We start from the raw sequence: 13,584 nt of genomic DNA on the forward strand, positions 1-13,584 counted from the left end.
TCATTCGTATATTTAGGACTTCAAAATAATTGCTATGAGATCTATAGACGACATTAACTTTAAAAATAAACGGGCATTAATTCGGGTTGATTTTAATGTTCCCCTGAACGATAAGTTTGAAATTACGGATGACACCCGCATCAGGGCTGCTGTACCTACTATTGAAAAGATCCTCAACGATGGTGGTTCTGTAGTGTTAATGTCGCATTTAGGCCGTCCTAAGTCCGGACCGGAAGATGAATTTTCACTTCGCCATCTGATACCGGATCTTAGTGAACGCTTTAACCAGCAGGTTAAATTTGCCGATGATTGTATTGGCGACAAGGCTGAGGCAATGTCGTCCTCCCTGGAGCCCGGAGAAATCCTTTTGCTTGAGAATCTTCGGTTTTATAAAGAAGAAACCGCAGGGGATGAAGAATTCGCGCGCAAGCTATCCCATCACGGTGATATCTATGTGAACGACGCCTTCGGAACTGCGCACCGAGCCCATGCCAGTACGAGTATTGTAGCGCAGTTTTTCGATACCAAGGTCTGCGGATATGTCATGCTGGCTGAAATCGAAAATGCTAAGAAGGTTCTTGACAATGTGGAAAGACCCTACACCGCGATCATGGGGGGAGCAAAAATCTCCGATAAGATTCTGATCATTGAACGGTTGCTCGATAAGGTAGATAACCTCATTATCGGAGGTGGAATGTCCTATACCTTTTTCAAGGCACTGGGTGGCCAGATAGGCAATTCCCTGGTTGAAGAAGACAAGGTTGACCTGGCGCGTGAACTCATCAAAAAGGCTAAGGAAAAAGGTGTGAACCTTGAATTGCCAATGGATTCAGTAATAGCTGATGCCTTCAGCAATGACGCCAACACTCAGGTATCCGTTAATACCGCCATTCCCGATGGCTGGATGGGACTGGATATCGGACCTCAGGCACGCGAGGTATTTTCCAGGATTATCACTTCAAGCAAAACAATTCTATGGAACGGTCCGATGGGTGTTTTTGAAATGAGCAAATTCGCCGCAGGTACGGAGGCCATTGCTGAAGCCGTTGTGAAAGCAACGAAAAATGGTGGTTTCAGTTTAATTGGCGGTGGCGATTCCGCAGCCGCAGTGAACAACCTGGGCTACGGAGATGATGTTTCGTACGTTTCTACGGGCGGCGGCGCACTTCTGGAATACATGGAAGGCAAAGTGTTGCCGGGTGTGGCTGCACTAGAAGATTAATCGAACCGTATACTCTTGATGGGTTCCACCCGGCTGATGGCGAGTGTGGGAATAAGTATGATCAGGGCTACAACAACCAGCGTTAAAACATTCAGGAAAACGACTATCTCCCAGTTCCAACCGATCGGCACAAAGCTCATGTAGTAGTCCTTTGGATTTAATGGTATTATCTTGAAGAAATACTGAATAAGACAGAGGCCCAGTCCAAGCACGTTACCAAGGAGAAGTCCCCGGGCAATGATACCAATGCCGTGATAGGAGAAAATGCGTCGAACCATCCTGTTGGTTGATCCAAATGCTTTCAGCAAACCAATCATCTGGGTCCGCTCCATGATCAGGATAAGAATTATCGAAATCATATTAACGCACACCACCAGTAAAATGATGGTAAGAAAAATATTTACCTGCCTGCTGATGAGGTGCAGCCAGTCGAATACCTGAATATATTTGTCGCTCACCTTCTGAACAGCCATGTCGTAATTCATCAGGCGAAGGACGCGGGCTTCAGCCTCATCCATATTACGGGTATCCTTAACAAAGATTTCCATTCCGCCGGCGACGCTGTCAGCCCAGTTATTAAGACGCTGAATCAGCCGGATATCCCCGATAATAAACTTGTTATCATAATACTCAGAGAGGTTCGTCTCATAAATACCTACGATCTTAAGACGTCTCACCCGTGGCGGATTCTGAAAAAAATGAACAATTACATCCTCATTGAGCTTCAGGTTGAGCTTATTTGCAATTTCCTTACTAAGCAGTACTTCCTTGCTATACGAAGGGTCATCAAAATTAATGAATCGACCTTCCACCAATGATGGTTCAAACCGCACGGTATCAAATCGGGTACTTACGCCCTTGAAAATAATGCCCAGCACTTCATTTTCAGTCTTGATCAGGCCAGCCTTGTGGCTATATTCCTGTACATGATCAATAAAATCATATGACGCATAATTCTGATACAAATCATTATTCAATGATAGCGGTGCCTCTTCAAATGTATCATTACTGGTATACTTGGTGACGATCATGTGCGCACTGAAGTTATAGATCTTGTTGGTGACCGTTTCCTGGAATCCAATCATAATCAGAAAAGAAATGATCATCACAGCCAGTCCGACACCGATACTGGCAATGGCAATACGGTAGATTGTGGCCGAAAAACCACCCATCTCGTTGCCGGTAATTCTTTTAGATATGAAATAAGGAAGGTTCAAGAATATGCGTACTTTTGATCGTAAGTCACAAATAAACATAAATCTGGTGAACCGGCTTACGATCTTTCTCGCTATTTTCCTTTTGAATTTTTCATGTGCCCGGACGCAATCTGCTGAAACACCCGCCAATGCAACTGCGGAAGTACCTGCAGAATTGACCCTGGGAGCTGCGCGCATGGATGTTTATCTTCCTTTACTGGAAGGAAAACGGGTTGCGCTTCTGGTAAATCACACATCACTTCTGAATGATGTACACCTGGTCGACACACTCCTGTCCAGGAATATTAATATTGTAAAGGTTTTCGCACCCGAACATGGCTTTCGAGGTACGGCAGACGCGGGTGAATCAATTTCAGACGGTAAGGACAAGAGTACGGGCCTGCCGATTATTTCCCTGTATGGATCTAATAAAAAGCCTTCAGCTGAACAGATGAAGGATGTTGACCTGGTTCTTTTTGATATCCAGGATGTAGGCGTTCGTTTCTATACCTATGTCTCCAGTATGCAGTATGTGATGGAAGCATGCGGGGAAATGGACAAGGAAATGATGGTATTGGACAGGCCAAATCCCAATGGCCGGTTTGTGGACGGACCGGTCATGGAAAAGGAATTCATGTCTTTCGTGGGCCTTACGCCGATCCCTGTGTTGCACGGCATGACGGTGGGCGAGCTCGCAGGTATGATCAACAAAGAGGGCTGGTTGTCTGGCGGCATCGAATGTGAGCTTACGGTAGTTCCTATGAAAAATTATCAACATGACTTGTCCTATTCGCTTCCCGTGAAACCTTCCCCCAACCTTCCGAATGATCTTTCCATTCAGCTCTATCCTTCACTATGTCTTTTTGAGGGCACAGTGATTTCGGTGGGCCGCGGTACGACACTTGCCTTTCAGCAGATCGGGCATCCGCTTCTTACTTCGTTGGAGCATTCGTTCACCCCGGTCTCAATTGAAGGCATGGCAAAGTATCCCCCCTTTGAAAATGAAAAGTGCTACGGCACACTATTTACGAGCCGGAATGCGATCGAAGGCTTTGACCTATCATATCTCATTGATTATTATAACCGCTTTCCCGAAAAGGATAAATTCTTCAATAACTACTTTGAAAAGCTTGCCGGTACCGCGGCCTTACGGAAGCAAATAATAAACGGGATGCCGGAAGCGGAAATCCGTGAATCGTGGCAGCCTGATCTGGATGCCTTTAAAAGTCTCAGGAAAGGTTATCTGCTGTACCCGTAATAATTTCGAAAAACGTAGCTTTGCTGCATGAATGATCTGCGCATTGTTTTCATGGGAACACCGGATTTTGCTGTACCCTCCCTTCAGATCCTGGTAGAAAACGGCTTCACCATTGCCGGCGTAATCACTGCGCCGGATAAACCCCAGGGTCGTGGAAGAAAGCTGGCCCCCTCACCTGTAAAAATGTATGCCGAATCTGTTGGACTCCGTGTACTTCAACCTGTAAATCTGAAAGATCCGGCCTTTTTAAATGAGCTGAAATCTTTGAATGTGAATCTTCAGATTGTCGTGGCATTCAGGATGCTTCCGGAAGTCGTCTGGAATATGCCTGCGCTCGGAACATTCAATTTACATGCCTCACTCCTGCCCGATTACCGCGGTGCAGCACCAATACACTGGGCCATCATCAATGGTGAAAAGGAAACGGGTGTTACCACATTTTTTCTGAAACACGAGATCGATACAGGAGAAATTATTTTTCAGGAAAAGGAGGAGATCAGACGCGAGGATAACGTGGGCAGCTTATATGAACGGCTGATGACGAAAGGAGCCAACCTGGTCCTGAAAACTACACAGGCAATAGAATCAGGCAGTTATCCAAGCATGCCGCAGGCAGAAAATCAACCCCTTCATGCCGCACCGAAGATCTTTCGTGAAGACTGTCAGATAAATTTTAATCAGCCATCGGAAAAGGTCTATAACTTCATTCGTGGATTGTCTCCGTTTCCTTCAGCCTGGTTATCTATCGATGACCAAATTGTGAAAATTCTAAAGGCGCACATTTCCGGAGAAAGAAAAGGAATGCCCGGAACAATTTCAACAGATCAGAAATCATTCTGGCATATTCATACAGCCGACGGTTCGATCGCCATCGATGAATTACAATGGCAGGGAAAAAAACGCATGCAAATCGGAGAGTTTCTGCTGGGAAACAGGATTCCGGAAAAACCAGTAAACCAATGAAAATATCAATGATCGTCGCAGTGGGAAAAAACAGGGTCATCGGAAAGGATAATGACCTGATATGGCATCTTCCAGATGACATGTCCTACTTTATGAAAACCACTACCGGCCACTATGTGATCATGGGACGAAAGAACTATGAATCCATCCCTGAAAAGTACCGCCCATTGCCCAATCGCACGAATGTCATCATTACCCGTCAGAGCGAATATGAAGCACCCGGGGCCGTAATTGTCCATTCCATGAATGAAGCCCTGGATTTGGCAAAAGAAGCACAACAGGAAGAGGTATTTATCATTGGCGGCGGGGAAATTTATTCTCTCGGGCTTCCGCATGCCGATTTATTGTACATTACAGAAATTGACGAGTCGTTTGATGGGGACGCTTTCTTCCCTGAAGTTGACTTCTCCAACTGGGGGGAAGTTTCACGCATTCATCATCCTGCAGACGACCGGCATAAACATGCTTTTGATTTTGTGATCTATCAACGGATTAATGGCTGATCAGAAAGTAGTATGGATAACAGGCGCCTCTTCCGGTATCGGAGAGGCACTCGTGGATGAATACCTGAAAGATGGCTACAGTGTAATCCTTTCCGCACGCAGCAAGGATAAACTGGAAGCCATTTCTGATCAGGCTTCCCTAACCTATCCGGGAAAGACCGCTGTTGTTGTTGCCGACCTGGAGGATACTGATTCTTTACCTGCTGCCTGTGAAATGGCTATTCAGCAATTTGGACACATCGACTTACTCATCAACAATGCCGGAATCAGCCAGAGGTCCCTCACTCTGGAAACCGACATTTCCGTTTATGACCGGTTGATGAAGGTGAATTACCTGGGAAATATTGCGCTCACAAAAGCACTGCTTCCCCATTTCATGGGTCGCGGCAAAGGACATGTAGCTGTCATAAGCAGCCTGGTTGGCAAATTTGGGAGCCCGTACCGTTCGGGTTATGCCGCTTCCAAGCATGCACTTCATGGTTTTTATGATTCTGCCCGTGCCGAACTGCATGATTCCAACATTCACTTCACCATTGTTTGCCCCGGGTTCATTCGTACCAATGTATCCGTTAATGCACTTACGGCCGACGGGCAGCCTCTTAATCAAATGGATGATGCGCAGGCCAAAGGCATGTCGCCCGAACGATGCGCACACAAAATCAGGCAAGCCATCAAAAAACGAAAAAATGAGGTCTATATCGGGGGAAAGGAAGTTTATGCGTTATATCTCAAGCGATTCTTTCCTGGCATTTTTGCGAGGATTTTACCAGGGGCCAAAGTTCGCTGAGGCATAAAAGTTATCCCGATGACCAGCCCTCGCACCTCCGTTAATGCTTCGGCAGTGTAACCGGCCGGTCAGAATTTCATGGTGGGGGTTCACAACATTTTTCAAAGGGACGAACAGTTCCAATCATAAATTCTCATTGATAAATTAAAAAAACCTGTTAAACTAGCGGGGCATGGAAATTCTACATCTATTCTATCTTTTCATCGCCGGTATTATTGCAGGATTCATCAATGTCGTTGCAGGCGGTGGCTCTCTGCTCACGTTACCGCTGCTGATTTTCATGGGCTTACCCCCCGCCACAGCCAATGCCACCAACCGGCTTGGGGTAATTACAAATAGTATTTTCGGAGTACTTGGATTTCGTTCAAAGGGCGTATCAGCCTGGCCTTACTCCCTGTATCTGGGAATATCCGGGGCAATAGGTGCATATCTCGGTGCACGGATATCCATGGATATACCGGAGGATATTTTCAATAAAATCATTGCGCTCATCATGGTGATGGTGGTTTTAACGATCATCTTTCAGAAGAAAAGCGGACAGGACGGTTTAGCTGAAAGAATGGGTTTGAAACATAAAGTCGCCGGATACGTCACCTTCTTTTTTATCGGTATTTACGGGGGGTTTCTCCAGGCAGGAGCTGGATTTCTGATCATGGCAGCCCTGGTAGGAATCAACCATTTCAGTCTCGTAAAAACGAATAGCGCCAAGGTTCTTATTGTTCTAATCTATACCCTTTCCTCCCTCGTTGTATTCATCATTGCCGGAATCATTCATTGGGGTTACGCCATTGTCCTGGCAGCCGGATCATCTATTGGTGGCTGGATTGCCAGCCGATGGTCTGTCGACAAGGGAGACGTCTGGATCAAACGCCTCCTTGTCGTGATGGTAATTGTGCTGGCAATCAAACTTTGGTTTTACGACACCTAGACCGTTGCGGGTTCACGATGACCTACCCAGGTAAACCGCTTGATCACATATTCAGGATTGGTAAATGAGGCATTTCCCGAAGGGTTCCCTCCTGTTACATGGAAGTCGCTGAAGCTCGCATTCTGATTCATGTAGATGCCCCCTACCAGGTTAAATGAAACCGGCGTTGCGGCCAGGGACATTTCCTCGGCAATCATTTCCCGCACATCCGGGTCTGTGGTATATGCACCGCAGCTGATCGCGCCGTGGTTTTCGGCCATTTCACGAGCCAGCGCCACAGACTCCTCGATACTTCCTGTACGGATGAGCAGCGCGATCGGACCAAAGAGTTCTTCAGAATATTTGTCCTTATCTGAAGCCTCAACAACTACAACTGCAGGGGTTGCCGTACGTGCCTTGGGAAACATCGGATTTTCAATTTCACGTGATTCAAGCAACACCTTACCGCCAAGCTTTGAAATGCCATTTACCCGATCACAGGTCCGCGCGTTCTGAATCGCGCCCAGTACAAAAGGTCCGGCTTTCGGATTATCCACCAGGCCGTTGATCTGCTCGATTAATTTGGCAGCAAAGTCATCAAACGAAACCTGTCCTTCCGGGGTTGAGATCCCTGAATCAGGAATATAGAAATTCTGGGGGGCTGTACACATCTGGCCTGAGTAAAGGCAAATACTGAAGGCAAGGTTAGCCGCCACTTTATCAATATTTTGAGCGGAATGAAGGATCACAGAATTTACACCTGTCTTTTCAGTAAATACAGTTTTACTTCGAAGTTCCTCCAGGTAATTTCCAAAAACAGAGCCTCCTGTATAATCAATCAGTTTTACCGCCGGGTTTTCTGCCAGGTCCTTTGTGATCAGGTGATCAAAGGTGTCCGGTGCGAGCTGACAGATATCAGGATCCATTCCATTTTCCCTCAGTGCGTCACGAATTTCCGAAACAACGATTGCAATGGGAAGGACTGCGCCAGGATGTGGCTTTACAATCACCGGATTCCCTGTGATCAGGGAAGCATACAAGCCCGGAACGGAATTCCAGGTTGGGAAGGTTGAACATCCAACCACCAGACCAATTCCCTTGGGAACAGCATGCCATGTTTTATCAATGACCAGATTGTATTTTCCCATCGGCTTGTCCCAGCGTGTTTGCGCCGGAAAACGCTTAAGTTCTTCGAAACCTGCTGCAACCGCCTCCAGTGCACGGTCGGCGGCATGCGGACCTGAGGCCTGAAAAGCCATCATGTACCCCTGCCCGGTAGTATGCATGGTTGCATAGGCAATCTCGAAAAAACGATTTTGCATCCCGAACAATGATTCGATGAGAACACCGGCACGATCTTCGGGAATTACTTTTCTCCAAGACTCCCTCGCCTTTTTGGCATTCGAAATCAGCGTATCAACACTCAATGCCGGATATTTAATATTCAACGGCTCCTGAAGGTAGGGGGAAACCTCATCGGAGACCCAGCTTTCAGGTTCATCTGTGTGCATCTCTTCAAAATTGGTGTTCAGATGCGCCTTGAAATCTCCACGGCCTTTTTTATCTGCCTCTTCACCATAGACCGATGATCCTGGGTATTCGGGAAAAGCTGCATAAAAAACTCGTTCATGTAAGGCCTTGATGGCTTTTTCGAGTAATTCCTGATGTTTATCGTATAAATTCATGTTTCGAAAACGTTTTAAATCGCTGTTAGCGAAGATACAGGTTCTGTTATAAATAATTAAATTTGTCTCTCTGCTTTGACTTATCCTATGCTCAACATAGTGAATCGTATTCCCTGGAGACTACTCCTGATCATCACCCTTACCTTTGGTTTGGGTATGCAGTCGATGGCGCAGGAGAAAGCAGAAACACTTCCAGGTCGAATCGTAATTCGTACTACCCCGGGAGTAGATCCCGGCATACTCACATCTAAATCAAAATCATCCGGGGGAAGGGTAATCAGCGCTGAAAAAGTAAGGGAGATAAACCCTGCATTGCCCTGGATCAAATCATCTGCAGCAGCGAAAAGTGCACAGCATCCGCTTTCGGATATTTATTTTATCGAACTGAATGATCCCAATGATCTCAAAGAGGTCATGGAGGAGTTGAATGGCCGCAAGGATATCCTGTATGCCGAGCCATACTATCTGTTCGAGCCACTGCATACACCCAACGATCCGCTTACGGCCGACCAGGAACATATCGATGTGATCCGGGCCCGCGACGCGTGGGCGCTCGAAAAAGGGGACAGCACCCTGGTGATCGGAATTCTGGACAGCGGAATAAGTCTTGACCATCCAGACCTGGTGGATAATATCGCCATCAATCATGATGATCCTGTAAACGGTATCGACGACGACGGAGACGGCCTGGTAGATAACCGGAGGGGTTGGGATATTTCGGATGATGACAACAATCCTTCGGATGATACGGATCCGCATGGAACATGGGTAAGCGGAGTGAGCAGCGCAAGTACCAACAATAATACCGGCATATCCGGCACAGGTTACTACACTAAAATTATGCCTTTGAAAATATTCAAAAGCAACAGCAACAATTTCAGCAAGGGATATGAGGCTATTGCGCTTGCTGCAGACCTGGGATGTGACGTGATCAACCTCTCCTGGGGTTCTGAAGGGTCCTTCTCGCAATTCGGGCAGGATGTAATAGACTATGCCGTGCTGGTGAAGGATGTCGCCATCGTGGCAGCGTCAGGAAATACAGACGGACTGCGCGATTTTTATCCCGCCTCTTTCAGGCACGTATTATCGGTGGCCTCCACAGATTTTACAGATAAAAAAACATCCTGGAGTACTTACAGTCGAAATATTGATCTCACGGCTCCTGGCTTGTCTATCCTCACCACCGACGGCGGAAACTCATACATCCGGAAACAGGGAACCTCTCTTTCAGCACCCCAGGTGGCCGGTGCGGTGGCACTGGTAAGAGCCCGATTTCCGCAGCTAAACGCACTGCAGGCAATGGAAAGGGTTCGCGTCAATACGGATCCCATTGATGACCTTCCCGGGAATCAGCCATACTCGCAATTTCTTGGAAAAGGCAGACTTAATATGTTTGCGGCACTGGCAAATATCACCTCCCCCGCCGTTAGAATTTCAAATCTGAATGTGAATAATGGTGCCGGACCAACCGTGTTCTACGGGGATAGTGTTCGGATCAAACCTGAATTGACCAATTACCTTTATCGAACCAATAATCTTGGAGTCACTTTAAAATCCACGTCTCAATATGTGACAATCGTAGAAAATACTATGAATTTCGGGGTGATCAATACACTTGAAGCAAAGTCTCCTCAAAAGGAGTTTATTGTTGTTCTGGCCGAAAACACACCGGCAGATGAATCGATTCATTTGACCCTGGAATATAAGGATGGGACATATTCAGATTTTGAGCACTTTACTATCCATACATCTCCCGACTGGGTCAACGTTCAAAGCGGTGACCTGGCAGTTTCAATTGCCGGAAATGGAAATCTGGGCTATGCGGCTGATCTTTTCTTTAATGGCGAAGGAATTACTTTTAAAAATGAAACGATTCTGCAGAATATCGCCCTGCTGATCTCCTCCGACGGAATTGTTGCTGACAACCTGCCTGGCAATCTGATTCTTCCATTTCGTGATTATGATTTCAGCAATAATATTCCAATCAAACTTCGGCAAAATTCCATCGCCGACACTTATGCCGTGAGTACATTCAGGTCAGATAACGCAGCGAGTCAATTGAATATCGAAGTGGAACAGGAAATGATGAGCTGGTCGGATGGTGATGCCGTTGTCCTGGAATACAGGGTTACGAATACCGGGACCACTAATCTTGAAGATGTGGCTGTCGGACTTTTCGCGGACTTTGAACTGACTGATGCTTCACTGAATAAAACCAGCTGGATCGACAGTCTGAATATCAGCGTTACTGAGAACAACGAAGGAAATCTATTCAGTGGAATTGCCCTGATCCGGGGTCCGGGCGGATATCACCATGCCATTGATAAGCGGAATGCCAATGGCAATATTTCAGATTTACCCGGAACAATCACCGATGAAGTAAAGATAAATCTGCTGTATGATCCTGATCCCAAACAGGAATCCGGAGTTCAGGGCGGTGGCAACGACGTAGCATCAATGCTTATCTCCCGTTTATCAGTTCTTAATGCTAAATCTGGTGAAAACATTGCCATTGCAATATCAGCAGCCACCACCCTGGATCAACTGATCAGTAATATTCGTCAGGCGAGAGATCAATATGAGTCGTTCCGAAACAGTCCGCCTATTCTCTACACGGCCGAATACTGTCCGGGAGATGTACCTTTGGTCAATCCGCCGGGTGATGTTTTTAATTTCTACAAAGACCCGGAAGCCACCCAACTGATAAGTACCGGCACCGAAATTTCCTCACCCGGACTCGATACACTGAACGCCATATTTGCCACATCGGTCGTGAACAACATTGAGAGTGACATCTTCCGCATTCCGATTCGTAAGAGTTTGATGAATACGAATTTTACCATGGATCCTGACACTGTCATTCTCGACGAGAATAACAGAACACTGGTTCAGTTTACAGATATCAGCAACCGCGCAACATCATGGAATTGGACCTTTTCCAACGGGTTTTCTTCGGTAAAATCTTCCCCTGCAATTCATTTTACAACGGAGGGGATCATGAATATCACCCTGGAAACAACCAATGCTATCGGTTGCAAAGAGCAAATTACGCGAACCCTGCCGGTAATCGTCCGTACGCCGAGGCCACAGGAAGCCTATGTGAATGGTTGCAGCGATCTTTCTTTGGAGATCCCAGCGCTGAATAATTTTATATACCGTCTCTACAAAGATGAAGGTATGACCGGATTGTTAGGGGAATCGGATAGTTTCTCATTTGTCAATATCGATAATGACTCTGTTCTTTTCCTTACGCAAACTGCTCCGGGCGGACTGGAGAGTCTGCCGGCACGTATTGAATTTGACAAATCTGATTTGACCACTCAATTTCAGTGGTCACAGGACAGTACGAACCTGGCCACCATTTCGCTGCTGCATTTTACCAGCAGCTCCCAAAGTCCAAATATCAATTGGTACGTCCGCCCCGACGGTGCCCCTGAAGAATGGATAGGCTTTGGACCGCAGGTGAGCTATAATTATCAGGGTAACTCTAATTTCACAATCATCCACGAAGTATCAAATATTGACGGCTGTACGGGTCGTGCTGAGCAATTCTTTAACCCGACTTCATCTCCAGGTCCCATTCCCTCGTCGGATGTCATTTGTGCCGGAAGTGATTATTTGCTGACTCCGGGGAATTCGTTCTATCATTTCTACACCACCGATAATATCCTTCTGCATAAAGGCAACTCGTTCAATATCAGCAACATTTTATCTGATACCGTATTCCTCGTCAGGGATGCCTCAGGACTTCTGGAAAGCGACGCTGCGACAGCAACCATAGAAATTTCACAGGCGAATGCATTCTTTGAACTGCCACCCGCGCCTTTCAATATGGCGTTTGGCACGCCACTGGTACTGGTACCGGAGAACACAGCAAATACGGCTACCTGGTTTATCAACGGAGTCGAGGAAAGCATGGAAAATGAGCTTCGCTACACCTTCACTAATCCCGGCAGCTATCTGATCGAACTTGTGGTTTCAAATGATCTTGGTTGTACAGACATTTACAGTCAGGCGCTGGAAGTAGTTAACATCACCGGCCTGGATGATTTTCAGGAGATTGAAGGCGCTGTTTTCCCAAATCCTGCAAGCCGGTATCTCAATATCAGTCTGCCGGCTTTACGGCAAATCAATATGCTTGATCTCCACGGCAAAGTAATCAGAACGTGGTTAAATCCTGATTCCCGTTTATCAGTTGAAGCAATCCCGGCAGGGGTTTACATTTTCATGATACAAACCGATCTTGGGAATTTCTATAAAAAGGTAATGATCACCCGTTAATCCTGCATTCTGAATACCTTCTTCAGTAAATCAGAAGTACGCTCCAGCGGGTCTTCACGGATCTTCTTCTCCTCCTGGGCAATCAGGTAGAACAGTCCGTCCATTGCCTTCCGGGTAACGTATGAATTCAGGTCGGGATCTACTTTTTGAACGAGCGGAATTTTATTGTAGGTATTAATGATGTCCCCGTAATACCTTGTAGCATTTACCTTTTCAAGAGAGCTCTCTACTACCGGCTTGAAGGCAACATAAAGCTGATCAGACGTCTTTTCACGAAGATAGATTGTTGCGGCGTCATCATTCCCTTTGAGGATTCCCCAGGCATCCTGAACGGTCATTTCCCTTACAGCCCTTTCGAAAATCGGCACAGCCAGTGCGGCTGCATCCTCAGCACCATGATTCATCGATTCCACAAATCTGTCGACCTCACCGCCCAGACCGATTTGTCTAAGTCGTATTTCAACTTTCTGTACGTCTTCAGGAAACGGTATTTTGATTTCAGGACGCTTTAGAAAGCCGTCCGGAACACCTGCCATTTCACCGCTTTCCTGAACTCCTTTGATAAGTGCTTCCTTGAGGCCCATAGCCACATCACTTTCGGTAATACCGCCCCCGCTAATGGTATTGTTGATATCACCAAGGGTTTGATTAATCTGTGCGGAAGTACAGGAGACCGTAAAAAATATGAATAACAGCAGGTAATTCTTCATGTTTGTATTGTTGATTGTTGTGTAAATATCAAATTCCAGACCAAAATTAATGGGCAATCATGGATATTTGTT

Annotated in this window: 10 protein-coding genes; 7 read left to right on the forward strand and 3 right to left on the reverse strand. The window is 46.4% G+C overall.

The features are described from left to right. Positions 1-34: 34 nt before the first annotated feature. Positions 35-1,222, forward strand: a complete 1,188-nt coding sequence (locus LDX50_RS22515; protein WP_225698467.1) for a phosphoglycerate kinase — start codon at positions 35-37, stop codon at positions 1,220-1,222. Here LDX50_RS22515 and LDX50_RS22520 read toward each other — a convergent pair. Continuing rightward, the gene (locus LDX50_RS22520; RefSeq protein WP_225698468.1) at positions 1,219-2,394 is read right to left on the reverse strand and encodes an ABC transporter permease; all 1,176 of its coding nucleotides are present in this window, start codon (positions 2,392-2,394) and stop codon (positions 1,219-1,221) included. The two genes, LDX50_RS22515 and LDX50_RS22520, sit on opposite strands and share 4 nt — an antisense overlap. A gap of 49 nt (positions 2,395-2,443) precedes the next feature. Between LDX50_RS22520 and LDX50_RS22525 the strand changes: the two genes are divergently transcribed. From LDX50_RS22525 to LDX50_RS22545, 5 genes are all read left to right on the forward strand, one after another. Then, a complete protein-coding gene (locus LDX50_RS22525; RefSeq protein WP_225698469.1) occupies positions 2,444-3,676 on the forward strand; it encodes an exo-beta-N-acetylmuramidase NamZ family protein in 1,233 nt (410 codons plus the stop codon). A 27-nt stretch (positions 3,677-3,703) separates the two neighbouring features. Then, on the forward strand, positions 3,704-4,639 hold the full coding sequence (gene fmt, locus LDX50_RS22530) for a methionyl-tRNA formyltransferase (protein WP_225698470.1): 936 nt from the start codon (positions 3,704-3,706) through the stop codon (positions 4,637-4,639). Beyond that, on the forward strand, positions 4,636-5,142 hold the full coding sequence (locus LDX50_RS22535) for a dihydrofolate reductase (RefSeq protein ID WP_225698471.1): 507 nt from the start codon (positions 4,636-4,638) through the stop codon (positions 5,140-5,142). Before fmt ends, LDX50_RS22535 begins: the two co-directional genes overlap by 4 nt. Beyond that, positions 5,135-5,929, forward strand: coding sequence for an SDR family oxidoreductase (locus tag LDX50_RS22540; protein ID WP_225698472.1), 795 nt, complete (start codon positions 5,135-5,137; stop codon positions 5,927-5,929). Before LDX50_RS22535 ends, LDX50_RS22540 begins: the two co-directional genes overlap by 8 nt. 172 nt (positions 5,930-6,101) lie before the next feature. Beyond that, entirely contained in the window at positions 6,102-6,857 is a 756-nt protein-coding gene (locus LDX50_RS22545) for a sulfite exporter TauE/SafE family protein (RefSeq protein WP_225698473.1), read from the forward strand. Here the strand turns inward: LDX50_RS22545 and paaN are convergent. After that, positions 6,854-8,521, reverse strand: coding sequence for a phenylacetic acid degradation protein PaaN (paaN, locus tag LDX50_RS22550; RefSeq protein WP_225698474.1), 1,668 nt, complete (start codon positions 8,519-8,521; stop codon positions 6,854-6,856). The genes LDX50_RS22545 and paaN overlap by 4 nt on opposite strands. Before the next feature lie 87 nt (positions 8,522-8,608). Between paaN and LDX50_RS22555 the strand changes: the two genes are divergently transcribed. After that, on the forward strand, positions 8,609-12,802 hold the full coding sequence (locus LDX50_RS22555; RefSeq protein ID WP_225698475.1) for a S8 family serine peptidase: 4,194 nt from the start codon (positions 8,609-8,611) through the stop codon (positions 12,800-12,802). On the opposite strand, the gene LDX50_RS22560 is transcribed toward LDX50_RS22555, so the two are convergent. Next, positions 12,799-13,512: a DUF4197 domain-containing protein gene (locus LDX50_RS22560; protein ID WP_225698476.1), complete on the reverse strand. Its 714-nt coding sequence runs from the start codon at positions 13,510-13,512 to the stop codon at positions 12,799-12,801. The two genes, LDX50_RS22555 and LDX50_RS22560, sit on opposite strands and share 4 nt — an antisense overlap. Positions 13,513-13,584: the final 72 nt, after the last annotated feature.

It is taken from the genome of Fulvivirga sedimenti (assembly GCF_020328055.1).

Excerpts from the sequence above, each read along its gene's own strand:
- paaN (WP_225698474.1), bottom strand. The coding sequence starts at position 8,521 with ATGAATTTATACGATAAACATCAGGAATTACTCGAAAAAGCCATCAAG.
- LDX50_RS22560 (WP_225698476.1), bottom strand. The coding sequence starts at position 13,512 with ATGAAGAATTACCTGCTGTTATTCATATTTTTTACGGTCTCCTGTACT.
- fmt (WP_225698470.1), top strand. The coding sequence starts at position 3,704 with ATGAATGATCTGCGCATTGTTTTCATGGGAACACCGGATTTTGCTGTA.
- LDX50_RS22520 (WP_225698468.1), bottom strand. The coding sequence starts at position 2,394 with ATGGGTGGTTTTTCGGCCACAATCTACCGTATTGCCATTGCCAGTATC.
- LDX50_RS22525 (WP_225698469.1), top strand. The coding sequence starts at position 2,444 with ATGCGTACTTTTGATCGTAAGTCACAAATAAACATAAATCTGGTGAAC.
- LDX50_RS22535 (WP_225698471.1), top strand. The coding sequence starts at position 4,636 with ATGAAAATATCAATGATCGTCGCAGTGGGAAAAAACAGGGTCATCGGA.
- LDX50_RS22515 (WP_225698467.1), top strand. The coding sequence starts at position 35 with ATGAGATCTATAGACGACATTAACTTTAAAAATAAACGGGCATTAATT.
- LDX50_RS22545 (WP_225698473.1), top strand. The coding sequence starts at position 6,102 with ATGGAAATTCTACATCTATTCTATCTTTTCATCGCCGGTATTATTGCA.
- LDX50_RS22555 (WP_225698475.1), top strand. The coding sequence starts at position 8,609 with ATGCTCAACATAGTGAATCGTATTCCCTGGAGACTACTCCTGATCATC.
- LDX50_RS22540 (WP_225698472.1), top strand. The coding sequence starts at position 5,135 with ATGGCTGATCAGAAAGTAGTATGGATAACAGGCGCCTCTTCCGGTATC.